This is a genomic window from Sphingomonas sp. NIBR02145, assembly GCF_027359115.1.
Lineage (GTDB): Bacteria > Pseudomonadota > Alphaproteobacteria > Sphingomonadales > Sphingomonadaceae > Sphingomonas > Sphingomonas kyeonggiensis_A.
Window position 1 is genome coordinate 1,750,758 of sequence record NZ_CP114791.1, and the last position, 23,420, is coordinate 1,774,177.

General features: G+C 67.5%; 24 protein-coding genes, 1 tRNA gene and 1 pseudogene. 13 read left to right on the forward strand and 13 right to left on the reverse strand.

Annotation, left to right across the window (positions count from 1 at the left end; all coding sequences use genetic code 11):
* The first annotated feature begins 52 nt into the window (after positions 1-52).
* Entirely contained in the window at positions 53-256 is a 204-nt protein-coding gene (locus tag O3305_RS07845; protein WP_269575892.1) for a hypothetical protein, read from the forward strand.
* A 133-nt stretch (positions 257-389) separates the two neighbouring features.
* A complete protein-coding gene (locus O3305_RS07850) occupies positions 390-857 on the forward strand; it encodes a hypothetical protein (protein ID WP_269575893.1) in 468 nt (155 codons plus the stop codon).
* Here O3305_RS07850 and O3305_RS07855 read toward each other — a convergent pair.
* Complete coding sequence (locus O3305_RS07855; protein ID WP_269575894.1) at positions 854-1,189, reverse strand: Mpo1-like protein; 336 nt, start codon at positions 1,187-1,189, stop codon at positions 854-856. The two genes, O3305_RS07850 and O3305_RS07855, sit on opposite strands and share 4 nt — an antisense overlap.
* A gap of 22 nt (positions 1,190-1,211) precedes the next feature.
* Here O3305_RS07855 and O3305_RS07860 point away from each other — a divergent pair, with 22 nt between their 5' ends.
* A complete protein-coding gene (locus O3305_RS07860) occupies positions 1,212-1,709 on the forward strand; it encodes a DNA-deoxyinosine glycosylase (RefSeq protein WP_269575895.1) in 498 nt (165 codons plus the stop codon).
* Positions 1,710-1,725: 16 nt separating this feature from the next.
* On the opposite strand, the gene O3305_RS07865 is transcribed toward O3305_RS07860, so the two are convergent.
* Positions 1,726-2,235: a hypothetical protein gene (locus tag O3305_RS07865; protein WP_269575896.1), complete on the reverse strand. Its 510-nt coding sequence runs from the start codon at positions 2,233-2,235 to the stop codon at positions 1,726-1,728.
* A gap of 357 nt (positions 2,236-2,592) precedes the next feature.
* Here O3305_RS07865 and O3305_RS07870 point away from each other — a divergent pair, with 357 nt between their 5' ends.
* The 3 genes from O3305_RS07870 to aat all read left to right on the forward strand — a co-directional run bounded on the left by O3305_RS07870 (position 2,593) and on the right by aat (position 4,546).
* Positions 2,593-2,973, forward strand: coding sequence for a hypothetical protein (locus O3305_RS07870; protein ID WP_269575897.1), 381 nt, complete (start codon positions 2,593-2,595; stop codon positions 2,971-2,973).
* An 86-nt stretch (positions 2,974-3,059) separates the two neighbouring features.
* Positions 3,060-3,794: a ParA family protein gene (locus O3305_RS07875; protein WP_269575898.1), complete on the forward strand. Its 735-nt coding sequence runs from the start codon at positions 3,060-3,062 to the stop codon at positions 3,792-3,794.
* Positions 3,795-3,853: 59 nt separating this feature from the next.
* Positions 3,854-4,546 (forward strand): leucyl/phenylalanyl-tRNA--protein transferase, encoded by a 693-nt coding sequence (gene aat / locus O3305_RS23145; RefSeq protein ID WP_502958199.1) that lies wholly within the window; start codon positions 3,854-3,856, stop codon positions 4,544-4,546.
* A gap of 35 nt (positions 4,547-4,581) precedes the next feature.
* Here aat and O3305_RS23150 read toward each other — a convergent pair.
* The 5 genes and pseudogenes from O3305_RS23150 to O3305_RS07905 form a co-directional block, all read right to left on the reverse strand.
* Positions 4,582-5,022, reverse strand: a pseudogene (locus O3305_RS23150) (DUF2155 domain-containing protein); the annotation flags it as partial.
* Positions 5,019-5,411 (reverse strand): NADH:ubiquinone oxidoreductase subunit NDUFA12, encoded by a 393-nt coding sequence (locus tag O3305_RS07890; RefSeq protein WP_184170984.1) that lies wholly within the window; start codon positions 5,409-5,411, stop codon positions 5,019-5,021. The gene O3305_RS07890 and the pseudogene O3305_RS23150, both read right to left, overlap by 4 nt.
* 38 nt (positions 5,412-5,449) lie before the next feature.
* On the reverse strand, positions 5,450-5,932 hold the full coding sequence (locus O3305_RS07895) for a DUF192 domain-containing protein (RefSeq protein ID WP_269575899.1): 483 nt from the start codon (positions 5,930-5,932) through the stop codon (positions 5,450-5,452).
* Between the two features lie 13 nt (positions 5,933-5,945).
* Positions 5,946-6,530, reverse strand: a complete 585-nt coding sequence (locus O3305_RS07900; RefSeq protein ID WP_184170978.1) for a cold-shock protein — start codon at positions 6,528-6,530, stop codon at positions 5,946-5,948.
* 66 nt (positions 6,531-6,596) lie between these two features.
* Positions 6,597-7,130, reverse strand: coding sequence for a regulatory protein RecX (locus tag O3305_RS07905; protein WP_269575900.1), 534 nt, complete (start codon positions 7,128-7,130; stop codon positions 6,597-6,599).
* Positions 7,131-7,250: 120 nt separating this feature from the next.
* Between O3305_RS07905 and O3305_RS07910 the strand changes: the two genes are divergently transcribed.
* Positions 7,251-9,023 (forward strand): fatty acyl-AMP ligase, encoded by a 1,773-nt coding sequence (locus O3305_RS07910; protein ID WP_269575901.1) that lies wholly within the window; start codon positions 7,251-7,253, stop codon positions 9,021-9,023.
* Positions 9,024-9,347: 324 nt separating this feature from the next.
* On the opposite strand, the gene map is transcribed toward O3305_RS07910, so the two are convergent.
* Both map and O3305_RS07920 read right to left on the reverse strand, forming a co-directional pair.
* On the reverse strand, positions 9,348-10,136 hold the full coding sequence (gene map / locus O3305_RS07915) for a type I methionyl aminopeptidase (RefSeq protein WP_269575902.1): 789 nt from the start codon (positions 10,134-10,136) through the stop codon (positions 9,348-9,350).
* A complete protein-coding gene (locus tag O3305_RS07920; RefSeq protein WP_184170966.1) occupies positions 10,120-10,344 on the reverse strand; it encodes a ParD-like family protein in 225 nt (74 codons plus the stop codon). Before O3305_RS07920 ends, map begins: the two co-directional genes overlap by 17 nt.
* 399 nt (positions 10,345-10,743) lie before the next feature.
* On the opposite strand from O3305_RS07920, the gene O3305_RS07925 reads away from it, so the two are divergent.
* Both O3305_RS07925 and O3305_RS07930 read left to right on the forward strand, forming a co-directional pair.
* Positions 10,744-13,107 (forward strand): putative bifunctional diguanylate cyclase/phosphodiesterase, encoded by a 2,364-nt coding sequence (locus tag O3305_RS07925; protein ID WP_269575903.1) that lies wholly within the window; start codon positions 10,744-10,746, stop codon positions 13,105-13,107.
* A 233-nt stretch (positions 13,108-13,340) separates the two neighbouring features.
* Entirely contained in the window at positions 13,341-14,936 is a 1,596-nt protein-coding gene (locus O3305_RS07930) for an alpha-N-arabinofuranosidase (protein ID WP_269575904.1), read from the forward strand.
* Positions 14,937-14,949: 13 nt separating this feature from the next.
* Here O3305_RS07930 and araD1 read toward each other — a convergent pair whose 3' ends face one another.
* Entirely contained in the window at positions 14,950-15,945 is a 996-nt protein-coding gene (gene araD1, locus O3305_RS07935; RefSeq protein ID WP_269575905.1) for an AraD1 family protein, read from the reverse strand.
* 131 nt (positions 15,946-16,076) lie between these two features.
* Between araD1 and O3305_RS07940 the strand changes: the two genes are divergently transcribed.
* Positions 16,077-16,838, forward strand: coding sequence for a FadR/GntR family transcriptional regulator (locus tag O3305_RS07940; RefSeq protein WP_269575906.1), 762 nt, complete (start codon positions 16,077-16,079; stop codon positions 16,836-16,838).
* Positions 16,839-16,851: 13 nt separating this feature from the next.
* Here the strand turns inward: O3305_RS07940 and O3305_RS07945 are convergent, their stop codons facing one another.
* Positions 16,852-18,141 (reverse strand): sugar MFS transporter, encoded by a 1,290-nt coding sequence (locus O3305_RS07945; protein ID WP_269575907.1) that lies wholly within the window; start codon positions 18,139-18,141, stop codon positions 16,852-16,854.
* A gap of 133 nt (positions 18,142-18,274) precedes the next feature.
* Between O3305_RS07945 and O3305_RS07950 the strand changes: the two genes are divergently transcribed.
* The 3 genes from O3305_RS07950 to O3305_RS07960 all read left to right on the forward strand — a co-directional run bounded on the left by O3305_RS07950 (position 18,275) and on the right by O3305_RS07960 (position 20,686).
* Positions 18,275-18,556 (forward strand): hypothetical protein, encoded by a 282-nt coding sequence (locus O3305_RS07950; RefSeq protein WP_269576601.1) that lies wholly within the window; start codon positions 18,275-18,277, stop codon positions 18,554-18,556.
* A gap of 21 nt (positions 18,557-18,577) precedes the next feature.
* Positions 18,578-20,374, forward strand: a complete 1,797-nt coding sequence (locus tag O3305_RS07955) for an IlvD/Edd family dehydratase (protein WP_269575908.1) — start codon at positions 18,578-18,580, stop codon at positions 20,372-20,374.
* 235 nt (positions 20,375-20,609) lie between these two features.
* Positions 20,610-20,686: transfer RNA gene (locus tag O3305_RS07960), tRNA-Trp, on the forward strand.
* 106 nt (positions 20,687-20,792) lie between these two features.
* Here O3305_RS07960 and O3305_RS07965 read toward each other — a convergent pair.
* Both O3305_RS07965 and O3305_RS07970 read right to left on the reverse strand, forming a co-directional pair.
* Positions 20,793-22,082: a hypothetical protein gene (locus O3305_RS07965; protein WP_269575909.1), complete on the reverse strand. Its 1,290-nt coding sequence runs from the start codon at positions 22,080-22,082 to the stop codon at positions 20,793-20,795.
* The gene (locus O3305_RS07970) at positions 22,075-23,349 is read right to left on the reverse strand and encodes an MFS transporter (RefSeq protein WP_269575910.1); all 1,275 of its coding nucleotides are present in this window, start codon (positions 23,347-23,349) and stop codon (positions 22,075-22,077) included. Before O3305_RS07970 ends, O3305_RS07965 begins: the two co-directional genes overlap by 8 nt.
* Between the last annotated feature and the right edge of the window lie 71 nt (positions 23,350-23,420).

The window sequence follows — 23,420 nt, forward strand, 5'->3', positions numbered from 1 at the left end:
AGCTTAACGCACCCCCACCCTATCTCGTGCTCCGTTCACTTGAGGAGTGCATATGGTTTCGCGTTCCGAACATGTCCTGCGCGTCGGCCAGGATACCGAAGGCCACTGGGTCGTGCAGGAGGAGGAAGGCCAGCTCGAAGGGCTGTTCCGCTCCCGCGACGCGGCGATCCGCTTCGCCCTGTCAGAGTGCCGCGCCTTTCCCGGCGCCCGCATGGTGCTCGCCACCACCCCGCTTCACTCGATCCTGTCGCACTGATGCATGACCGCCTTGCTCGCGCTCGCCTGCGCGCTGCTCGTCCGGCTTCCGGTGAACGACACGCCCCATCCCACCGCCGGATTCAGGGATCCCTGTCGCTGAGGACCCCCATGAATTCCCAGGAGAAGAAACAATGACTGCCACCCAATTCTCGCTCGGCGGGCTGCTGCGCCGCGCCGGCCTGTCGACCGAACCTGGAGGATCGCGACACGGCCCCTGCGACGCGCGGATCGCGAAAGCGCTGCTCGAATTCCGCAACCATGGCCACCGCTCGGTCCGCATGCTCGACCTCGACTGCGCCGATGGCGGCCGCCTCCTTCGCGCCGCTACCAAGGCGCGCGAACTGGGTTTCGTCTCGATCGAAGGCCGCGGCGTGTCGCTCTGGACCGCCGGCATTCGCCACGCCCGCTGGCAGGCCGAGACCGACGCCCACCCCTCCACCGAGCTGCATTTCGAGATCGCCGAGCCCATCGCCGCGCTCGCCTCCGAGCATGACGGCGCCGCCGACCTGATCTTCCTGTCCGAACCGATGCCCTATCCGTGCAGCCCTCTGGGCGGTGCGCTGGCGCGTCTTGGCGGCAGGGTGCTGGCGGAGGGCTAGGCCATCGCCACGCCCGCCCGGGCGAGATGCGCGTCGAGCCGGCCGCCGAACCACAGGAAGAACATCCGATAGTCCGAGACCAGCGACCAGAGCGGATAGGTGAAGGTCGCCGGCCGGTTCTTCTCGACGCCGAAATGTGCCGCCCAGGCAAAGCCATAGCCCGCCAGCGGGATCGCCAGCCACCACCACCAGCCCGCGCCGCCCAGCGCGAGCAGCAGGAACCACAGGGTCAGGATCGTGCCGACATAGTGCATGCCGCGCGTCCACGGCTTCCCATGCTCGCGCAGATAGAAGGGCCAGAATTCGCGATAGGTGGTGATGGTGCCTGCCATGACGTCAGGCTAACGCGGCTTGATGGATCCGCGCAAGCACAGCTTCCCGCCCGTGGTCGACGCCTGTACCCGCCTGCTCGTCCTCGGCTCGCTCCCCGGGGAGCGCTCGCTGGCCGAACAGCGTTATTATGCCCATCCGCAGAACCAGTTCTGGCGCCTGATCTCCCCCGCGGCGGGGCGCGACCTGGCTGCGCTGGACTATCCCGACCGCCTCACCGCGCTGCTCGACGCGCATATCGGCCTGTGGGACGTGGTTGCCAGCGCGCGGCGCACCGGCAGCACCGATGCCGCACTGCGCGATGTCGAAGGGCATGACATCGCCGCCCTCGCCGCCACCCTGCCCGATCTGCGCGCCATCGCGTTCAACGGCGGGACCGCATTCCGCACCGGATCGAAGCAGCTTGGCGCCGTGGCCGCATGCTACACGATCGTCGCCCTGCCCTCGTCGAGCCCGCTCCACACGATCGGCTTCGAAAAGAAGCTCCCGCATTGGGAGGCGCTGAGGCCTCTGCTCGCCTGATGGGTCGCTCAAAGGCTCAGTGTGCATTCCCCGCATCGTCCGCGGCCTTGTCCGCCGACGCGTTCCCGGCATCGGATGCCGAATTCAGCCCGTCCACCGGCCGCACGCCCGCGCAGCCGTGGAAGACCTTGTCGGCGATCTTCAGCTCCGCGGTCAGCGGGCGCTCGATCACCGGCTCCCCACCCTCGGTGCAGCGCGCATTGGTGAAGGTGATCGTTACCGGCTGGCCGAGCGTATCCTTGGTCTGCCATACGGCCTTGTCATCGCGCACCTGTGGCGAGACCGGATAGAATTGCGAGACATCGCCTTCGCTCCCGCGCCCGGCAAAGCGCGTGAGGGTGATCGACCCCGGGGCGACTTCCAGCGACCAGGTCAAGGCATTGTCGGTCGCGCGCAGCGGCTTGTTGAGGGACACATCGCCAAGATGCGCTCCCCTTGGGCTCGGCGCAGCGTTGGGCTCCTCCGCCTTTTCCGTCGATCCGCAGGCCGCCAGCATGAGCAGCGCGGCAATGGCGAGTGCGCGCATTGATCATTCTCCCTCGCCGCGACCCTGCGCAGGGCGCCTGCGGTGGTCAAGCCATGGAGCGCCGCCAGGTCTTGGTCTTGGTTGCCGCATCCGGGTCGACTCGACGGCCCCTATTAACCAGAAATCGGCTGCGATACTTGCCCGCCAATGCGCTGCATGGCGGCAGAATCGACCGTACAGGCACAAAGATCGCTTTTGGACGTATTCCGGAAATGAGTGAATTCCATGAATGACATCGGTGTCTGCCATGACTTCGCAACATTACGGATGTCATGTCGCAGCGCACAATCGATATGTAACTCTATATCACGAATCGCTTGACGATTCTTGCATGGTGAACGAAAGCTCCAGTCCGTTATGAAGAAAGCCCCCTTTTTTGCCGCCGCCGCAGTGCTCCTTTCGCTCGCTGCCTGTGAGAACAAGCCCGAGGAAGTCTCTGGCACCGCTCCGGATCCCCAGGCTGAAGCCCTGAAGAACGCCCCCAAGGTCGAGCTGCCGCCGTCGATCGAGGCCTCGGTCTCGATGCGCTGCAAGGACAACAGCGTCGTGTTCGCCGACTTCTATCAGGGCGCCAAGATGGTCCTGATCAAGGAAACCAAGGACGGCCCGGGCACCCTGCTCAAGGCGCCGGAAGCCGGCCAGCCCTTCGTCGCCGACGGCGGCTACAAGGTCACCGGTACCTCGAAGAACGCCACGATCGAAGTTCCCGGCAAGGGCTCGCGCGCCTGCCACGCCTGATCGCGGCATCCAGTGTTTCATCAAGGGCCGGCGGGCATTCCCGCCGGCCCTTTTTCATGCAAGGCTAGCCGCAAGAGGAGAGCGCATTGGCGACGGTGGCGATCTACAGCCTGAAGGGCGGCGTCGGGAAAACGACGCTTGCCGTGAACCTGGCCTGGGCATCGGCCACATTGTCGGCCCGGCGCACGCTGCTCTGGGATCTCGATCCGCAGGCCGCCTCGACCTATCTCGTCGAGCCCGAGGGCAAGACCCGCGACCAGGCGCAGGCGATCTTCACCAAGGATATCGCCCCCACCAAGCTGGTCCAGCATACCGGCATCGAGCGGCTCGACCTGATCGGCGCCGACACTTCGCTGCGCGGCCTCGACCTCACCTTCCACGAGCTCGACAAGAAGAAGCGGCTGGCCAAGCTGCTGGGCGAGCTGGACAAGGCCTATGACCGGGTGCTGCTCGATTGCCCGCCGGGGCTGACCGAGACCAGCGAGCAGGTGATGCGCGCCGCCGACCTGATCGTCGTGCCGGTGATCCCCTCCCCGCTTTCCACCCGCGCCTTCGAGGAAGTCTCGGCGCACCTCGCGCGCAAGGGCGGCAAGGTGTCGCTGATGCCGGTGCATTCGATGGTCGATCGCCGGCGCAAGCTGCATGTCGAGGCAGTGGCGGCGCATCCCGACTGGCCGGTGATCCCGATGGCGAGCATCGTCGAATCGATGAGCGTGCACCGCGCCGCGGTGGGCAGCTTCGCGCCGCGCAGTCCGGGCGCCCAGGCCTTTACCGCGCTGTGGCAAGCGATCGAGCGCCGGCTCACGGGCAAGAAGCGTTGAGCCGCGCCCAGCCGCCACAACAGGAACTCGACCCCGACCTGGTGCTGCGCGCCTATGCCATGGGCGTGTTCCCGATGGCCGATCACCGCACCGCCGCCACCGTCTATTGGGTCGAACCCAAGCAGCGCGGGGTGCTGCCGCTCGACGGCTTCCACTTCTCGCGCTCGCTCCGCAAGGTCATCCAGTCGGGCCGCTTCCGGCTGACCGTGGACACCGCGTTCGAGCGAATCATCCGGCTCTGCGCCGAAAGCGCCGCCGATCGGCCCGATACCTGGATCAACGGCCCGATCGAGCGCGTCTTCCTCGAGCTGCACCGTCGCGGCTTCGCCCATTCGGTGGAATGCTGGGACGGCGACACGCTCGCCGGAGGCCTCTACGGCCTGGCGCTCGGCCGGGCCTTCTTCGGCGAATCGATGGTCACGCGCGTACCCAACGCATCCAAGGTCGCCTTCGCGCACCTTGTCGCCCGGCTGGGGGCCGGCGGGTTCACCCTGTTGGATTGCCAGTTCATCACCGAGCATCTCTCGACGCTCGGCGCGATCGAGATCCCGCGTGACGATTATGTCGCGTTGCTGGGCGCAGCGCTCGGCGATTCGGCCGCGGGGCTCTCAACGGGCGCGCCTTCGGTCGATGGCGACTTCTTCGCGCTCGATGCGTTGCCCGATCCGCTGCCGCCCGCGGCCGGAGCCGGCACCGTGTCCGGCCCGCTATCGCGGAAAGTCATCGCGCAGCTCTTGGGCCAGACATCGTAGATCGGGTGCTGGACGACGTTGAGCGCCGGGCGCTCGGCGAACAGCCAGCCCGAATGGACGCGGTGCCATTTCTTGTCGACTTCGAGCACATCCACCTGGACGAACGCGCCGGTGAGCTGGTCCGCTTCCCAGGGCGCGGTCTTGTCGCAGGCCCTGAGGCGGACGATCACATCGCCGATGCGCACGGCCTGGCCGGGCTTGAGCTTGAACTCGCGCGCTTCGCCATTGCGCTTGTTGAGGATGCCGAGCACCGCGACGCGGTCCTTCATCGGCGTCGCCGAGGCATCCTCTATCGCCTTGCCGTCACGATCGACCGTGATCACGTCCGCAGGCTGGCCGCCCGAGTCGCGACCGCCAGTCGTGACGATCTCGTCGGAGGCGGTGTTCTTGGTGGCATCCTTGCCGCTCCCGCCCGAGCATGCGCCGAGGGCGAGCAGCAGCCCGGCCGCGACGGCTCCAGCGGGGCGACGCATCATGCGCCGGGGGTCCAGGCCTCGTAGTCGCCGGTGGCGCGGGCACGATGGCCGCCCTTTTCCAGCGCGCCGCTCGGGCGATAGGCGAGCTGCGAACCGGTCAGGTTCACTTCGCCGGGAATTTCCCATGCCTTGGGTGCCGGCAGTGCCTGGTCGGGCACCGAATCGATCTGGTGGTGGAGCCAGCTGAACCATTCCGGCGGCACGCGGCTCGCATCGTTCGAGCCGTTATAGATCACCCAGCGGCGCGTGATGCCGTTGGGGTCCTTGCCGCCCTCATAATAGAGGTTGCCCATATGGTCTTCGCCGACCTGCGTCTTGCTGCGCAGAGCGATCCAGGTGCCGAAGGTGGCGCCGTTCCACCAGGTGAAGGGATTGAGATTGAGGCCCATGGGCGCGGATTAGCGAGGAGCGCGGGGCGAGGCAATGCTTACTGCTTCGCCCAATGCACCTTGTCGCCCGCCTTGATGCCCAGTTTCGCCGAAACGCCGGCATTGATCTCGAGCACGGCGGCCACCGGCTCGCCCGATTTCACATTGTCCTCGGAGAAGGGCACCGCATTCTCGCCGATCCGGGCGATGCTGCCGTCGGCGCGGATGAAGATGATGTCGAGCGCGGTCGGCGTGTTCTTCATCCAGAAGCTCGCCTCGCGCGGCTCGCCCTCGGCCGGATAGGGCGTGAAGATCATCCCGCCGTCCTGCGGGATGTTGGTGCGGAACATCAGCCCCCGCTCCTGCTCGGCCGAAGTTCTCGCCACTTCGACATGGAAGACATGCGGGCCATTGGCGCTCTCGACGATGACGTCGATCTTCTTCGCCGCCTGAACTGCCGCGGGGCCGGTCTCCGCCGCTCCCTGGCAGGCACCCGAGACAAGCAACACCGAAGCGGCGAGCGCCGCTCCCAACCCACGCATGCACTTCATCTGACTAGCTGGTCCTTTCGACCGCCACGGCAAGCGGCCCTTTTTCGCCATCGACGATGCGTGCGCTGAGCGGCTGGCCGGGTTCGACCTCCTCGATATCAGCACGGCGCAGCGTCTCCATATGGACGAATATATCGGCCGAGTCGGACCCGCGCACCAGGAATCCATAGCCCTTGAGGCGATTGAACCACTTCACCTCCACCGGCTCGAACGGCCCGGCGGTCTCGATCAGCTTCACCCGGTCGGTGCGCTCGGCCGGGCGCTTGGGCGCCTCGACCGCTTCGCTCAGGTCGATGGAAATGATCTCGCGCGCCTGCAGCCCCCGCTGGCGCTTCACGGCAGTGCACTCGACCCGAGCCCCCTCGGGCAGCGAGCGCCGGCCATGTTCCTGAAGCACGGTGAAATGGATAAGAATGTCGCCCACGGCGGCATCATCGGCCACTAGAAAGCCGAACCCCCGCGTAACGTCGAACCATTTCACGACACCGGCAAAGACCTGACCTTCGTCCATCCGGTCCCCGCCAATTCCCCCGTTTTCGTCCGGCGTGTCAGTATAGTCCTTCTGCGCAACCTGTTGGTCAGCACGCATTTTCCTGTCCCCCGAAGGACGTCATTAACATAGTATTTTCCATAAATGGAATTGCCTTTGTGCGATTCATTTCCGGAGTGTGTCTTCCGGGTCATCCCCCGGGGCCATGCGGACGATCGCGCGAGCCAGCCCGGGCGAATGGCCGGCCCGGATCATCGCCGCCATCTGCTTTTCCTGGAGCGGCCGATCGGCGAGTTCCCGGCCATAGGGACCAATCCGCTTGCGCCGCGCGAACGTGATCGCGCTCGAGACTCCGTCCGCCTCTATCGCGGGCGCCAGCGCCTCGGCATCCTCGGCCTCCACCCCGGCAAAGCGCAGCGCCTCCCGCACCCTGCGCGCGCCCAGGCCGCGCCGCGCCATCGATCCCGCCTTCGATTCGGCATAGAGCCTGTCATTGACATAACCGAGTTCGGCCATCCGCTCTGCCAGCCCTTCCGGATCGGGCGATTTTTCTCCGTCCCAGCCCCGCTCACGCAGCTTTCGGGACAGGTACGCCGTCAGTTTAGCTCTTGTCGTAGCGTAACGTTCGACATAGCGGAGCGCGAAACGCTCCAGATCGGCGCTATTCAGCGGTGGCAGGGGGCGTCTCGGGTCAGGCATGCGCCATGATTGTGCCACAGTGGCAACCGATTTTGAACGATAGTGCGTAGCAGAGGCTAGCCTCAAAAAAATGTCGTGGGGGCACGACGTTGGCTACCACGCAGGGGCACGGAATAAAGAATGGTATTGGACGTTACGGGATCGCTAGAGGCAGAAAAGGAAGCGGGAACGCTCGCGCCTACGCCTACCGATGACAGCCTGCCGCGTCGCCTTGCGGATTTCGATACGCTGGGCGATGCGCTCGATTACGCTGCTCAGGGCGTACGTGGGCTCAACTTCCACGATGCGCGCGGCAACCTCGTGCGCCCCTATCCCTTCGCGGAGCTTCGCGAGGATGCGCTGAAGCAGGCCCATCGCCTGATCGCCGCAGGCGTGAAGCCCGAGGATCGCATCGCGCTGATCGCGGAGACGGGCGCCGAATTCGCCTCGCTCTTCTTCGGCGTGGTCTATGCCGGCGCCTGGCCGGTGCCGCTGCCGCTGCCGACCAGCTTCGGCGGCGCCCAGTCTTACATCGACCAGCTGACCGTCCAGCTGCAGAGCTGCGATCCCTCGATGCTGCTCTACCCGCCCGAGATCGGCGCGATGTGCGCCGAGGCGGCGCGCGGCCGCAACGTGCCGGGCGTCGACTGGTCCGAGTTCGTCCAGCGCGACGCGGTGCCGGTGGAACTGCCCGAGGCGAAGACCAGCGACATCGCCTATCTCCAATATTCGAGCGGTTCGACCCGCTTCCCGCACGGTGTGGTCATCACCCACCATGCGCTGCTCAACAACCTGGCGGCGCACAGCCACGGCATGAACGTGACCGATGGCGACCGCTGCGTCTCGTGGCTGCCCTGGTACCATGACATGGGCCTGGTCGGCTGCCTGCTCTCGGTCGTCGCCAACCAGGTTTCGACCGACTATCTCAAGACCGAGGACTTCGCCCGGCGCCCGCTCGCCTGGCTCGACCTCATCAGCCGCAACCCGGGCAACACGCTCAGCTATTCGCCGACCTTCGGCTATGACATCTGCGCCCGCCGCATGTCGAGCCAGACCAAGGCGAGCGAGCGCTTCGACCTGAGCCGCTGGCGCGTCGCCGGGAACGGCGCCGACATGATCCGCCCCGACGTGATGCAGTCGTTCGTCGACGCGTTCGCCGATGCGGGCTTCAAGGCGACCGCCTTCCTGCCGAGCTACGGCCTGGCGGAAGCCACCCTCGCCGTGTCGATCATGCCGCCAGGCGAAGGCATCATGGTCGAGCTGGTCGAAGAGACCCAGCTTTCGGGTGGCGAAGTCGCTCGCGGCGACCGCCCGCAGCGTTTCCGCGCCATCGTCAATTGCGGCGTTCCGGCGCGCGACATGACGATCGAAATCCGCGAGGAGGACGGTACGCCGTTGCCCGAGAAGGCGATCGGCAAGGTCTGGTGCAAGGGCCCGTCGGTCATGGTCGGCTATTTCCGCGACCAGGAAGCGACCGATGCCTGCCTCAAGGACGGCTGGCTGGATACCGGCGACATGGGCTACATGTCGGACGGCTATATCTATATCGTCGGCCGCGCCAAGGACATGATCATCATCAACGGCAAGAACCACTGGCCCCAGGATATCGAATGGGCCGTGGAGCAGCTGCCGGCGTTCAAGCAGGGCGACGTGGCCGCCTTCGCGATCACCACCCCGGGCGGCGAAGAGACGCCGGCGGTGCTGGTCCAGTGCCGCACCTCGGACGAAGCCGAGCGCCTGCGCCTGCGCGACGAGATCCGCGAGCGCGTCCGCTCGGTGACGGGCATGAACTGCGTGATCGAACTCGTGCCGCCGCGCACGCTGCCGCGCACCAGCTCGGGCAAGCTCAGCCGCGCCAAGGCCCGCAACCTCTACCTCAACGGCGAGATCAAGCCCTACGCGCTCGCCGCCTGATTTTGCAAATGACGACACGGGCCGCGCAGGGCGAGGGATTCGAACCCTCGACCGGCGGCTGGTGGAATCAGGGTTCGGGAAGCCGCTTCCGGGCGGTTTCCGCGGAATAGCCGGTTGACGGGGTCAAGGAGCGGCCGGGTGGTTCGCCCGGCTGCGTGAGCCAAGCAGGCGAAATCCTACATTGCAAGGCAGCACGCGGCACACAGCGCGTCATCCCCGCGAAGGCGGGGATCCATTCTGGCTGGTTGAGATGAGTCTCACTGCGTTCAGCGGCAATGGATCCCCGCCTTCGCGGGGATGACGGGGATAGAGTCGCCCCTTCCCCTACGCCGCGCGCCGCATCCGTTCGAACACGCCCCGCTCGTCCGGGCGCAGGGTTAGGACCTGGACGCCGGTCGCGGTCACCGCGACGGTGTGCTCGAACTGGGCGGAGAGCGAGCCGTCCTGGGTCACCACGGTCCAGCCATCGGCCTCCGTCCGCACCCCGCGACGGCCGCGGTTGAGCATCGGCTCGATCGTGAACACCATGCCCTCGCGCAGCATCATGCCGGTGCCCGGCTTGCCGAAATGGAGGATCTGCGGCTCCTCATGCATCTCGCGGCCGATGCCGTGGCCGCAATATTCGCGGACCACCGAATAGCCGTTCCGCTTGGCATGGCGCTCGATCGCCCAGCCGATATCGCCCAACCGCGCGCCGGGGCGCACGGTGCGGATGCCGTGCCACATCGCCTCATAGGTCGCCTGGACCAGCCGCCGGGCGGCCGGCGCGACCTCGCCGATCAGATAGGTCTTGCTCGAATCGGCGATGAACCCGTTCTTCTCCAGCGTGATGTCGAGATTGACGATATCGCCGTCGCGCAGGACGTCGGCCTCCGACGGCACGCCGTGGCAGACCACCTGGTTGACCGAGCTGTTGAGCACATAGCCATAGCCGTACTGGCCCTTGCTCGCCGGCCGGGCCTGGAGGTCCTCGGTGATGAACCGCTCGACCAGCGCGTCGATCTCCAGCGTCGACATGCCGGCGAGCACGGTGCGATCGAGCATCTCGAACACCGAGGCCAGCAGACGGCCGGATTCGGCCATCAGCGCGAGCTCCTCAGGCTGCTTCGTCATGCCGCACCACTGCCAGAGGTTGCGCGGAGACCCCCGCGGCACGCAGCTCGCGCTCGACGATCTCGTTGAAGCTCAGCGTCGGGTTGGTCTCGCACAGCATGCCGATCTTTATCCAGAAGGCCGCCTGCGCGTTGATCGACCGGCAGCCGACCTTGCTCGCGCGGCGGAGCTGGTCGTGCAGGTCTTCCTCGATGTTCACGATGCCCATTTGGAAGTCCGTATATGATTCGTATATGTATCGTATATGGACCATGTGGTGATTGGCCAAGCCCCCTTCTCACTCCCCTCCCTGCAAGGGAGGGGTTGGGGGTGGGTGGCGAGCGGAGCGAGCTCGGCGCGACGGTGCGGAAAGAAGAAAAGGCCGGGCATCGAGCCCGCCCTCTTCTAACCCACCCCTAGCCCCTCCCTTGCAGGGAGGGGAATCCAGGCTCGTGACGGTTTGTGGCGATGGCGTTCGTGAGGTTTCCCGCGCCTTCGAGGGTTCGTTGCGACTGGGCCCCGGCCTTCGCCGGGGAACCGGCGGAAGAATTGGATTGGCCGCAGGAAATTCCCCTTCCCCCGCCCCACCCTAACCACTCGTCAACCAACGCCGGGTTACCGTGGCCGGGTGACTAGCCAGACGACCTCCCAATTCGCCCGGCCGCGCATCGATGCGCGTGCGCTTCTGGGCCTGTACGACCCGGCGGACACGACCGACTGGGGGCCGATCCGTGCCGCCCAGCTCCATGCGGGCAGCCAGCTGGCGCTGTTCATGCTCGCTGCGAATGTGATCGGCGCGTCGCTGGTCACCATGATCCTGGCGCCGCTGGTGCCGCTGTGGCAGCTTGCCGGGTGGAGCGCGCTGGTCGCCGCCGCCGGTGCCGCCGTCGCCTTCCGCCGGCTGGCCCGCCGCCACCGCGAGGCGGTGACCGCATCGTTGGGCGATGTGCGCGACACGCTGTTCGACGGGATCGCGCTGGGCGCGGTCTGGTCGATCCCGCCGCTCGCCTTCGGCCATCTGGTCGATGCCAGCGCCGCGCTGGGCCTGTGGATCGTGCTGTCGCTGCTGATGACCGCCAGCGCCGTGGCAATGGCCGCGCTGCCGATGGCCACGATCACCTTCGTCTCGATCACCGGCGCCGCGCTGGTGACGACGCTGTCGCTGATCGCCTCGCCGATGCTGGCCGCCGCTTCCGCGCTGTTCACCGTGCTGCTGGTGATGGCCACCTTCGCGCGCGGCAAGGCGCTGGTGGTGATCCGCGCCGGCGAGATCGCGATCGCCGACCGCGACGAGACGCTGAGCCTGCTGCTGCGCGAGACCGAGCGCGAGGGCGAGGCCGACTGGCTGTGGGAGATCGATGCGCAGCGCCGCGTGGCGCGCGCCAATCCGCGCTTCTCCAAGTCGCTGGGGGTCGATCCCAAGGCGATCAACGGCATGCCCTTCCTGCAGGTGTTGGCGGGCCCGAGCTGGGAAGACGGCAATTTCGCACCCGGCCTGCGCGAGCTCGCCGAGCGGCTGAAGACCCGCGAGCCGTTCCATGACCTGCTGCTGCCGGTGCTGGTGAGCGGCGAGGAGCGCTGGTGGGAAATGTCCGCCAGCCCGCGCTTCGACGAAAGCGGCAGCTTCATCGGCTTCCGCGGCGTCGGCTCGGACGTTACCGAGGCGCGCAAGTCGGCCGACCAGATCAGCAAGATGGCGCGCTTCGACACGCTGACCGGGCTGCCCAATCGCCTGCTGCTCAACGAAACGCTGGCGCGGGCGATGGCCGAGGCCGAGAAATGGGGATCGCGCTGCGCCTTCATGATGATCGACCTCGATCGCTTCAAGGCGGTGAACGACACGCTGGGCCACCCGGTGGGCGACCGGCTGCTGATGCGCGTTTCCGAACGGCTCAAGCAGCTGATGAGCGACAACGAGATGGTCGGGCGGCTGGGCGGCGACGAGTTCGCCGTGGTGGTGCGCGACGCGACCGATACGGCGGGCATCGAGCGGCTGGCCCAGGCGATCATCGACACGGTCTCGCGCCCCTATGAGATCGACCAGAACACGCTGTTCATCGGCGCCTCGGTCGGCCTCGCGGTCGGCCCGCGCGACGGGCGCACCGCCGAGATGCTGATCCGCTCGGCCGATCTGGCGCTCTATCGCTCCAAGGACAGCGGCGGCGGCGCCTATCACAGCTATGAGCCGCAGCTGCACATGGCCGCCGAGGAGCGCCGCGTGCTCGAGATCGCGCTGCGCAGCGCGGTCGAGAATGGCGAGATGCACCTCAACTACCAGCCGGTGGTGCTGGCCGACAACGGCACGCTGCGCGGCTTCGAGGCGCTGCTGCGCTGGACGCATCCCGAGTTCGGCGTGGTCTCTCCCGCCAAGTTCGTGCCGCTGGCCGAGGATGCCCGGCTGATCCCGGCGATCGGCGAATGGGTGCTGCGTACCGCCTGCCAGGAAGCGGCCAAGTGGGATTCGGATATCCGCGTGGCGGTGAACGTCAGCCCCGAGCAGCTCCACTCGCCGGCCTTCGCCACGATGGTGGCGCAGGCGCTGGCCCAATCGGGCCTGCCGGCCGAGCGGCTGGAGCTCGAAGTGACCGAAAGCGTGTTCATGCGCGAGGGCACCCAGGCGATCCATGTGCTCGAGAAGGTGCTGGAGCTGGGCGTGAAGCTGAGCCTGGACGATTTCGGCACCGGCTATTCCTCGCTCGGCTATCTGGCGCACACCCGGTTCAGCACGATCAAGATCGACCGCAGCTTCGTGCAGGGCGCGTCCAAGGGCACCAAGGAAGCGATCGCGATCATCCGCGCGGTGGTGGCGCTGGCCGACAGCCTGGGCATGGCGACCACGGCCGAGGGCGTGGAGACCGAGGAGGAGCACCACATGGTCCAGCGGCTCGGCTGCACCAAGGTGCAGGGCTATTATTTCGGCCGCCCGCTGCCCGTGCAGGAAGCACGCGCGCTGGCGACCCGGGCCAGCAGCGGCGAGACGGCGGCGGCCTGAGCCACTGGCGACCCGGGCGGCGACACCCGATTGCACCTCCCGGTTCGCGCCACAGCCCTTTAGTCCGGCTATTATGGCCACGCGCCCGCCACGGCTCGTGGCTGGATCTTCCCAAATCCCTACCAGAGCGCTGCCCGAACCGGCCGCTTGACCTGATATTTTGTCTGACTAAAACCTGATCGTCGCCGAGAAGGACCACCTTCCGGAAGAAGAGATCACGAGAGGGAGGCACGATGTTCGATCTTGTCCGTCCGGGCGCGCTCGCCCTGCTGCTTGCATCCGCGTCGCCGGCGCTGGCGCAGAAGGATGCATCGGCCCCGATCGAAGTGACGGTGGACAGCGCCAGGCCGGGCAGCAAGATCGACCGCAACATCTTCGGCCAGTTCGCAGAGCATCTCGGCACCGGCATCTATGGCGGCGTATGGGTGGGCAAGGACTCGCCGATCCCCAATGTGCGCGGCATCCGCAAGGACGTGGTCGCCGCGCTGCGCGCGATCCGGGTACCGAACGTGCGCTGGCCGGGCGGCTGCTTCGCCGACGAATATCACTGGCGCCACGGCATCGGCCCGGCGAAGGACCGGCGCGTCACGATCAACTCGAACTGGGGCGGCGCCACCGAGCCCAACAGCTTCGGCACCGACGAGTTCATGGACTTTGCCGACCAGATCGGCAGCGACGCCTATATCTCGGTCAACCTCGGCTCCGGCACGGTGGCGGAAGCCGCCGAATGGATCGAGTACATGACCGCCGATCCCGCGACCACGGCGGGCAAGGAGCGCGCCGCGAACGGGCATGCCGCGCCCTACAAGGTGAAGTATCTGGGCATCGGCAACGAAAGCTGGTCGTGCGGCGGCGCGATGAGCCCCGACCATTATGTCGATGTGATGAAGCCGTTCGCCCGCTTCGTGCGCAACTACAACCCCGCCCAGGCGGCGGACGGCCCCGGGGCTATGCAGCGCATCGCGGTGGGGCCGGGCGACGACAATCTCGCCTATACCGAAAGCGTGATGAAGGCGTGGAAGGCGCATGACTGGGCGTGGAGCATCGAGGGGCTCTCGCTGCACCGCTACACCACCGGCGGCGGCTGGCCGACCACGCAGCCGAGCACCGGCTTCGACGAGGGCCGCTACGCGCTGATGCTCAAGGAAACGCTGGGCATGGAGGAGACGATCGCGAAGAACGCCGCGATCATGGACAAGTACGATCCCGCGAAGAAGGTGGCGATCGCGGTCGACGAATGGGGCGCCTGGCTCGCGCCCGATCCGGGCACCAATCCCGGCTTCCTGCGCCAGCAGAACTCGATGCGCGACGCGATCCTGGCCGCGCTCAACCTCAACATCTTCGCGCGGCACGCGGACCGCGTCCGCCTGACCAACATCGCGCAGATGGTGAACGTGCTCCAGTCGATGATCCTCACCGACAAGGAGAAGATGGTCCTTACCCCGACCTACCATCTCTACAGGATGTACCTGCCCTTCCAGGACGCGACCTTCGTGCCGGTGGCGTTCGACGCGGGCGTCTACAGCCAGGGTGACATCAAGCTGCCGCGGATCGACGCGGTCGCGGTGCGCGACACGGCGGGCCGGCTGTGGCTGGCGGTGACCAATCTCGATCCGGCCAGGCCGGCGCGGATCGCGGCGCGCTTCCCGGGCCTGCAGGTGCGCGCCGCCCGCGGCGAAGTGCTGACCGCGCCGCGGGTGGACTCGGTCAACAGCTTCGACGCGCCGGAAGTGGTGGTGCCCAGGCCCTTTGCCGGCAAGGCGGACAAGGGCGGCGTGCTGCTCGACCTGCCGGGCAAGTCGGTGGTGGTGGTGCGGATCGAGGGCTGAGGCGCCGCCGCGCTCAGAGCGTCCGCACCGCGACATGGCCGGCATCGGCGCTGCGGGACAGCGGGTTGCGCAGCGGCAAGGTGAAGGGCGCCGCCTCGATCTCGAACACGTCGCCCGGCGCGGTGCGGATGCCGTCGCTGAACGAGAGGGTGGCGGTGCCGAAGAAATGGACGTGGACGTCGCCGGGGGTGCGGAACAGCGGGTATTTGAAGTGGTGATGCTCGAGATTGGCGAGCGTGTGCGACATGTTCGCCTCGCCCGAGAGGAAGGGCTTCTCCCAGAGCGTCGCGCCGTCGCGCAGGATCCGGCTGGTGCCGCGCACATCCCCGGGCACCGCGCCGACGAGCAGCTCCGGGCCAAGCGCGGCCTGACGCAGCTTCGAATGGGCGAGCCAGAGATAATTGTGCCGCTCGGTCACATGGTCGCTGAACTCGTTGGCGAGGCAGATGCCGAGCCGCCAGGGAGTGCCGTCCGGGCCGATCAGGTAGATGCCGGCGAGCTCGGGCTCCTCGCCGCCGTCCTGCGCGAAGCCGGGCATGTCGAGCGCCTCGCCGGGGCCGGCGAGATGCGTGCCGTTGCCCTTGTAGAACCATTCCGGCTGCTGGCCGACCGCGCCGGCGGCGGGCTTGCCGCCCTCGACGCCCTCGAGGAACATCCGCATGCTGTCGGTCTTGTGGGTGGCCGCGGCGGCATCGCGGTGCATCTTGTCGCGCCCCTCGGCCGAGCCGAGATGGGTGAGGCCGGTGCCGGTCAGGACGAGGTGCGCGGGATCGGGATGGTCGATCGGCGCCACCAGCCGACCCGCCGCCAGCTCGGCCGCGAGATCGACCTGGCCGGAAATGCCGAGCGCATCGACCACCTCCGCCAGCGACCGGCCGCTCTCGATCGCCTGCAGCGCCAGCGCGCGGACATCGGCGACGCCGGCGACGAACCCGGCCCCGTCCTGCCGCGCCGCGATCACCCGCCGGGTGCCGTCCTGGTCCCGATGCTGCAACAGTCGCAATGCCATGTCCTCTCCCTTTCAACCGCTGCGGGCGGCAATAATTAGTCCGACATATTATTGGCGCGCACCAAAGGCAACTTGCATGCGCCGGAATGTGCGCGGATAAGACCGGCCAGTCACAAGGGAGCATGCGCCGGATGGCATCGAAGGAGGAGGAGGCCCAAGCGCCCGCGGCGGGTTCCGCGGTGCAATTGACGCCGTCTCCCAAGGGTTCCGGCCGCCGCCTGCGGGGTGCAGTCGCCCATTATCTCGGCACCGCGATCGTCTCCGGACGGATCGCCCCCGGCGAAAGGCTGACCGGCGAAGTCGCCAACGCCGAGGCGCTCGACGTGTCGCGCAGCGCCTATCGCGAAGCGGTGCAGGTGCTCACGGCCAAGGGCCTGGTCGAAAGCCGCCCCAAGGCCGGGACGCGCGTCCTGCCGCGCAGCCGCTGGAACATGCTCGACCCCGCCGTGCTGGCCTGGGCCTTTTCGGGCGAGCCCGATCTCGACTTCGTCCGCGACCTGTTCGAGCTCCGCGCGATCGTGGAGCCCAATGCCGCGCGCCTGGCGGCCGAGCGCCGCGACAAGGCCGACATCAAGGCGATGAAGGACGCGCTGACCAAGATGCGCCGCTACACGCTGGCGACCGAAGCCGGCCGCGCCGCCGACCGCGACTTCCACGACGCGCTGCTCCAGGCGACGCACAACAGCACCCTGATCGCGCTGAGCGCGAGCATCGGCGCGGCGGTGAACTGGACGACCCAGTTCAAGCAGCGCGCCCGCGCCCTGCCCCGCGACCCGCTGCCCGACCATGCCCGCGTGTTCGACGCGATCGTCGCGGGCGATGCGGATGCGGCCAGCCAGGCGATGCGCACCCTGGTCGACCTGGCGCTCGAGGATACACGCTCGGCGATGTAAGCCCGCGCCCGGCTCAGGTCCTCGGCGTGGGGCGCGAGCCCCATAGCGCGTAGAAGAGCACATAAAGGCTGCACGCGGCGGTGACGAGAAAGCCCCAGTGCAGGCCATAGCCGTCGGCGATCTTGCCCTGGATCGAGGCCAGCGCGCCGCCCGCGATCGACATGATGAGGAGCCCGGAGCCCTCCTCCGTCAGCGGCCCGAGCCCGCGGATCGCCAGCGCGAAGATCGCCGGGAACATGATCGAAATGCCCAGCCCGACCGTGATCAGACCATACATCGCCACCGGCCCCGGCACGAACACGGCGACCAGCGAGCCGCCCATCGCGATCAGCGCGAACAGCGCCAGCACGCGCTCCGGCGCGATCTTGCGCATCAGCCCGGCGCCGAGGAAGCGGCCGACCATCATCCCGCCCCAGAACAGGGTGAGATAGGTGGCGGCATGCTCCTGGGTGAGGTTTGCGACGCTGGGCTGCGACACGAAGTTGATGAAATAGCTGCCGACGCCGATCTCGGCGAGCACGCAGAGCGCGATGCCGACACAACCGAGAATGAGGTTGCGGTGGCGGAAGAGCGACAGGCTGCGGCGCTCCTCGGCCGAGACACGCCGGGTGGCGGCGCCGAGCGCAGGGAGCTTTGCCCGCGCGATCAGGAAGGCGAGGATCGCGAGCACGATCGCCACGATCAGATAGGGCAATTCCGTCGCCTGCGCGTCGGCCATGCGCTGGGCGTGGGTGAGCTCGGTGCCCTGCGCGGTGGTGCCGCCGGTGGTGCGCGCGAGGATCAGATACTTGCCGAACAGGATCGCCAGAACGTCACCGGTGGTGTTGAACGCCTGCACCAGGGTGAGACGGGATTCAGCACTCTCGGGCGGGCCGATCACCGCGACATAGGGGTTCGCCGCGACCTGCAGCAACGCGATCCCGCACGACACGATGAACAGCGAGGCAATGGTGATCCAGTAGGAGACCTGCCAGGCGGCGAGGATCATGCCCAGCGAGCCGATCGTCATCACCGCGAGACCCGTGGTGAGCGCGCGCTGATAGCCGATCCGCTCGATCAGCCTGGCCGCGGGGATCGAGGCCAGGAGATAGCCGATGAACCATACCGATTCGATCAGGCCGGTCTCGAAATAGCTGAGCGCGAACACACTGCGCAGGTGCGGCAGCAGCGTGCCGTTGATGACGCTGATGAAGCCCCACATGAAGAAGAGCGAGGCGAGCAGCGTAAGCGCCGGGCCGTAGCGCGGCGCACCCGCCACGTCGTTATGCGCAACGGTCGCGGTTGATCCCGGCGGCAATGCCATGGCTCTCATTCCTCTCATGCCGCCCTGTCCGGCGCGGGTTGCTCTTTGCTTTCTAGTCGGAGTATTGATTAGCCAATCGGGCGTCAACAACCGATGGCGCCGCATATCGCGAATATGCCCGACGGAGAGAGCAATGAAGCCGATCATCGCGCTCGCACTGGCGCTTCCCCTGGCCATGCCGGGCGTGGCGCATGCCGCCACCGCGGAGCGAAAGGCCTTGGGCACCCTGTCGGACGGGCGCGCGGTCGAGGCAATAACTCTGCCTAACGCCCATGGAATCGCGCTCGCGCCGCAGCTGTTTCCCGACACGCCGAACCCGCCGGCATTCGGCTCCGCCCGGCTCGATCCCGGCCAGACCTATCGCAACCCGATCCTCTATCGTTTCTCGACCCCCGCGCCTTCGGGCCGGGATTGAGCACGCACACAAGGCTTACCGATGACCGATTCCGCGTTCCCCAAGCTGCGCAGCCGCGCCTGGTTCGACAATTCCGAGAATATCGACATGACCGCGCTCTACCTCGAGCGCTATCTCAACTTCGGACTGAGCCTGAAGGAACTGCGCTCGAGCAAGCCGGTGATCGGCATCGCCCAGACCGGATCGGACCTGAGCCCGTGCAACCGCCACCATCTGGTGCTGGCGGAGCGCATCCGCGAAGGCATCCGCGAGGCGGGCGGCATCGCGCTCGAATTCCCGGTGCACCCGATCCAGGAGACCGGCAAGCGACCGACCGCGGGGCTGGACCGCAACCTGGCCTATCTGGGCCTGGTCGAGCTGCTCTATGGCTATCCGATCGACGGCGTGGTGCTCACCACCGGATGCGACAAGACCACGCCTGCCTGCCTGATGGCGGCGGCGACGGTGAACATCCCGGCGATCGCGCTATCGGTCGGGCCGATGCTGAATGGCTGGCATCGCGGCGAGCGCACCGGATCGGGCACGATCGTGTGGAAGGCGCGCGAGATGCTGGCCGCCGGCGAGATCGACGATGAAGGCTTCATCAAGCTGGTGAGCTCGTCGGCGCCCTCGACCGGCTATTGCAACACGATGGGCACGGCGACGACGATGAACAGCCTGGCCGAGGCGCTGGGCATGATGCTGCCGGGCAGCGCCGCCATCCCCGCCCCCTATCGCGACCGGCAGGAAGCCGCCTACCACACCGGCAAGCGCATCGTGGAGATGGTCGCCGAGGACCTGAAGCCCTCCGACATCCTGACCCGCGAGGCGTTCCTCAACGCGATCGTGGTCAATTCGGCGATCGGCGGATCGACCAACGCGCCGATCCATCTCAACGCGATCGCCCGCCATATCGGCGTCTCGCTCGATATCGCCGACTGGCAGGAACATGGCCATGACGTGCCGCTGCTGGTGAACCTGCAGCCGGCCGGCGAATATCTGGGCGAGGACTATTATCGCGCCGGCGGCGTTCCCGCCGTGGTGGCGCAGCTCATCAGCCGCGGCCTGATCACGGAGAGCGCGCTTACCGTCAACGGCAAGACAATCGGCGAGAATTGCCGCGCCGCCGAGATCGAGGACGAGGCGGTGATCCGGCCGTTCGACCGTCCGCTTTCCGAAGCCTCGGGCTTCCTGGTGCTGCGCGGCAACCTGTTCGACGCCGCGATCATGAAGACCAGCGTGATCGGCGAGGAATTCCGCGGGCGCTATCTCTCGAACCCGCAGGACCCCAATGCGTTCGAGGGGCCGGTCGTCGTGTTCGACGGGCCGGAAGACTATCATGCCCGGATCGACGATCCCGCGCTGGGCATCACCGAACACAGCCTGCTGGTGATGCGCGGGGCCGGGCCGATCGGCTATCCGGGCGCGGCCGAGGTGGTGAACATGCGCCCGCCGGCCTATCTGATCCGCGCCGGCATCCATGCCCTGCCCTGCATCGGCGACGGCCGCCAGTCGGGCACGTCCGCCTCGCCCTCGATCCTCAATGCCGCGCCCGAAGCGGCGGCGATGGGTGGCCTCGCGCTGCTGCGGACCGGGGACCGGGTGCGCATCGACCTGGGCCGCTGCACCGCCGAGATGCTGGTACCGCCGGAGGAACTGGCGGAGCGCCGCGCCGCGCTCGGGGCGGAGGGCGGCTATCCCTATCCCGCGGCGCAGACGCCCTGGCAGCAGATCCAGCGCACGCTGGTGGGCCAGCTGGATACCGGCGCGATCCTGGAAGGGTCGGAGCAGTTCCAGCGCATCGCCCAGACCATGGGGCTGCCGCGCGACAATCACTAGCCCCCTGCCCTGCAGCAAGGATGCGGCGACGGCCGGCGGATGCGCGCCGCCGTCGTCGCGCTTCCCATGGCTACTCCGCGGTGCGCGATCCCGCGAAAGCCGGGCCTTCGGCACCGGGATCGCGCACCGGACGCTTCGGGAATTCCGGTTTTCCCCAAACTTTCCCGCCGCTTGCAACAAATCCAAGCTAGCCCTTGCTCCCTTCCCTTTCGCGCGCTAGATGCGCGGTCCGCACAGGGGCGTAGCTCAGCTGGTTAGAGCGTCGGTCTCCAAAACCGAAGGCCCTCGGTTCGAATCCGAGCGCCCCTGCCATTCTTCATCCCAGGCTTTGTTTCAGGTGCCGATCCGATCGGCGTCGTGAGCGCACGCGTTCGCGTGCCCGGCAAGGACGACGGCATGCCTCTTGCCGCCGACTCCTCTAGCCTCCGCTGCGCGCTGCGGCCCGTTCCAGAAGACGCTGGAACGCCTGCGCGGTCGTGGCGACATTCGCGGGCGAGATGCAGCGGCGGTCGTCGCCGGCGACATGGTGGTAGCGATGGAGGCCGAACACGGCCGCGACATTGCGATACCCCGCGGCGAGGATCTCGATCTGCTCGCCCGCCGAGATCGTCTCGCTCGAATAGGGCGCTTCCAGACCGACATGCCCGGCGAATATCTCGCGCGCGAGCGGCAACAGCCCCGGGGTGACCGAGAGATAGCGCTGGGTGTCGATGCCCGGCAGCACCTGGCCGGTCAGGTCGTGCCAGTCCTGCGAGGCGACATTGGCGCCGAGATGCAGCCAGAAATGCGTGTCCTCGGGCCTGGGCGCAGTCGCCTTGAGCGCTTCGGCGGCGCCGAGATTCTCATATTCATGACCGCTGTTGCAGATGAAGGCGAGGTTGTGGTTGGCCACCGCCTTGCTCGCCCAGCGCGCCAGCCACAGCCACGCGGCGACGCCCCCGCCCCGCTCGCCGGCACAGCCATACCAGCCCGAACGCGGCGTGGAGACGACGATCCAGCGCTTCCTGCCCCGATCCAGCCTGCCGATGAAATTGCCGGCCTGGCGGCGCCCGCCCCTGCCGGTGACGATCAGGGTCGCCCTGTCCTCCCGGATCGCCGCGGCGAGAAACGGCCCTGCGTCGGCGGGCGCGAGCAGCGCCACCGGTCCGGCGAACATCGGCTTGCGACCATCGGCATTGAGCGCGATCACCTTGCCGGTCGGCCCATTGGTGATCACCACCACCGCCACGGCTCCAGCCGCGAATGCAGCCTCGATGGGCACGCGGATCGGCTTGGCGACGGCGGTGGAATAGCGGGCGAAGGGCAGGTCGAGCAGCGCGATCGCACCGGCAAGCGAACCCGCCGGCCGCCCTGCCCCGTCGATCCGCACCAGCGGACCGCTCGCCCCCTCCGGCCCGGTCGGCACCACGATCGGCTGCGGCCAGACGCCCGCCCTGGCATCTCCGCACAGCAATTCGCTGCGCACGGGCTCGAACCAGGGCACCGATACCGGCTGCTGCTCGACCGCGAACCCGAGCTGCGCGATCTCGCCGCTCAGCCAGGCGCCGCAGGCGTTGTCGCCCGGGCCGCCGGCCTGCTTGCTCCCGAAACCGATATATTTGTCGAGGTCGGCAGCTACCCGGGCACTCGGGTCCTGGCTTCCCCTGGCGAGTGCGGCACCGGCCGGCAATGCGGCACCGGCGGCCAGGAATCCTCGACGACTAGGCATGGCGTTTCCTTCCCAGCATCAGCACGCAGACCAGCGAGATCGCGCAGGTCGCGGCCAGATAGATCGAGATCGGCATGCTCGTCCCGTAATGGGCGAGCAAGGCCGTGGCGATGATCGGCGCGAAGCCGCCGCCGGCCACCGTGCCGATCTGGTAGCCGAGCGAGGCGCCCGAATAGCGCACCTCCTTCGGGAAAAGTTCGGCGAACAGGGCGGCCTGGGGACCGTACATCATGCTGACGAAGATCAGCGCGACCGTGATCGCCGCCACGATGCCGAGCGGCGAGCCGCTCTCGATCAGCGGGAAGACGGCAAAGGCCCAGATGCCCGAGAGCAGCGCGCCGCACACGAAGATGCCCTTGCGCCCGAAGCGATCGGACAGCGCGCCGCAGGCGATCAGCGCGGGCATCATCACCAGGCTGCCGACCATCACCGCGAGCAGCATCGTCTCGCGGGAGACGCCGACAGTCGCGGTGCCATATGCCACCGCATAGGTGATCGCGATGTAGAAGCAGACATTGTTGGCGATGAACGCGCCGCCGGCGATCAGCACGGTGAGGCCGTGCTCGCGCAGCACCGTCCAGAGCGGCGATACCGGAGAATCTTCCCGCGACACCACCTCCTCCGGCTCGGCGACGGTGTGATGCATGGCGATGCCGACGAAGATCAGCGAGATGCTGAGCAGGAAGCCGATCCGCCAGCCCCAGGACGCGAAGCTGGCAGGGTCGATCAGCGTGCTGGCGATCAGGAACACGGTGTTGGCGAGGACCACCCCCAGCGGCACGCCGACCTGGACGAAGCTGGAGTAGAAGCCCTGCCGGTGCGCCGGCGCATTCTCGATCGCCATCAGCGCCGCCCCGCCCCACTGGCCGCCGACCGCGAGCCCCTGGACGAAGCGCAGCGCGACCAGCAGCAGCGGCGCGGCCACGCCCCAGCTCGCATAGCTGGGGAGCAGGCCGATCAGCGTGGTCGCCAGGCCCATGATGAACATCGCGGCGACCAGCGCGCGCTTGCGGCCGTAGAGATCGCCGAAATGGCCGAAGACCATGCCGCCGAGCGGCCGGGCGAGGAAACCCACCGCGAAGGTCGAGAAGGCCGCGATCTGGGCGATGAAGGGCGGCAGATCCGCCGGGAAGAACAGCTTGGGAAAGACCAGCGCGGCCGCGGTGCCGTAGATGAAGAAATCATACCATTCGATCGCGGCGCCGGCGGACGCCATCGCGGCGATGCGCAGGCTGGGCTTCGCGGCGGTATCTTGCTGTGTTGCCAAATCGGCTCTCCCGGCTGGCGCTTGAAACAGAGGGCCGCCGGCTTCGCGAAAGAGGAAGCGAAGCCGGCGGC

Bases quoted from the DNA above. Each gene is read 5' to 3' on its own strand.
- map (WP_269575902.1), bottom strand. From the start codon at position 10,136: ATGACGAAGCAGCCTGAGGAGCTCGCGCTGATGGCCGAATCCGGCCGT.
- O3305_RS07860 (WP_269575895.1), top strand. From the start codon at position 1,212: ATGGATCCGCGCAAGCACAGCTTCCCGCCCGTGGTCGACGCCTGTACC.
- O3305_RS07905 (WP_269575900.1), bottom strand. From the start codon at position 7,130: ATGCCTGACCCGAGACGCCCCCTGCCACCGCTGAATAGCGCCGATCTG.
- O3305_RS07940 (WP_269575906.1), top strand. From the start codon at position 16,077: ATGGCATCGAAGGAGGAGGAGGCCCAAGCGCCCGCGGCGGGTTCCGCG.
- O3305_RS07910 (WP_269575901.1), top strand. From the start codon at position 7,251: ATGGTATTGGACGTTACGGGATCGCTAGAGGCAGAAAAGGAAGCGGGA.
- O3305_RS07855 (WP_269575894.1), bottom strand. From the start codon at position 1,189: ATGGCAGGCACCATCACCACCTATCGCGAATTCTGGCCCTTCTATCTG.
- O3305_RS07850 (WP_269575893.1), top strand. From the start codon at position 390: ATGACTGCCACCCAATTCTCGCTCGGCGGGCTGCTGCGCCGCGCCGGC.
- O3305_RS07900 (WP_184170978.1), bottom strand. From the start codon at position 6,530: ATGCGTGCTGACCAACAGGTTGCGCAGAAGGACTATACTGACACGCCG.
- O3305_RS07945 (WP_269575907.1), bottom strand. From the start codon at position 18,141: ATGGCATTGCCGCCGGGATCAACCGCGACCGTTGCGCATAACGACGTG.
- O3305_RS07865 (WP_269575896.1), bottom strand. From the start codon at position 2,235: ATGCGCGCACTCGCCATTGCCGCGCTGCTCATGCTGGCGGCCTGCGGA.
- O3305_RS07870 (WP_269575897.1), top strand. From the start codon at position 2,593: ATGAAGAAAGCCCCCTTTTTTGCCGCCGCCGCAGTGCTCCTTTCGCTC.
- O3305_RS07930 (WP_269575904.1), top strand. From the start codon at position 13,341: ATGTTCGATCTTGTCCGTCCGGGCGCGCTCGCCCTGCTGCTTGCATCC.
- O3305_RS07895 (WP_269575899.1), bottom strand. From the start codon at position 5,932: ATGCGTGGGTTGGGAGCGGCGCTCGCCGCTTCGGTGTTGCTTGTCTCG.
- O3305_RS07845 (WP_269575892.1), top strand. From the start codon at position 53: ATGGTTTCGCGTTCCGAACATGTCCTGCGCGTCGGCCAGGATACCGAA.
- O3305_RS07965 (WP_269575909.1), bottom strand. From the start codon at position 22,082: ATGCCTAGTCGTCGAGGATTCCTGGCCGCCGGTGCCGCATTGCCGGCC.
- araD1 (WP_269575905.1), bottom strand. From the start codon at position 15,945: ATGGCATTGCGACTGTTGCAGCATCGGGACCAGGACGGCACCCGGCGG.
- O3305_RS07920 (WP_184170966.1), bottom strand. From the start codon at position 10,344: ATGGGCATCGTGAACATCGAGGAAGACCTGCACGACCAGCTCCGCCGC.
- O3305_RS07955 (WP_269575908.1), top strand. From the start codon at position 18,578: ATGACCGATTCCGCGTTCCCCAAGCTGCGCAGCCGCGCCTGGTTCGAC.
- O3305_RS07890 (WP_184170984.1), bottom strand. From the start codon at position 5,411: ATGGGCCTCAATCTCAATCCCTTCACCTGGTGGAACGGCGCCACCTTC.
- aat (WP_502958199.1), top strand. From the start codon at position 3,854: ATGGGCGTGTTCCCGATGGCCGATCACCGCACCGCCGCCACCGTCTAT.
- O3305_RS07950 (WP_269576601.1), top strand. From the start codon at position 18,275: ATGAAGCCGATCATCGCGCTCGCACTGGCGCTTCCCCTGGCCATGCCG.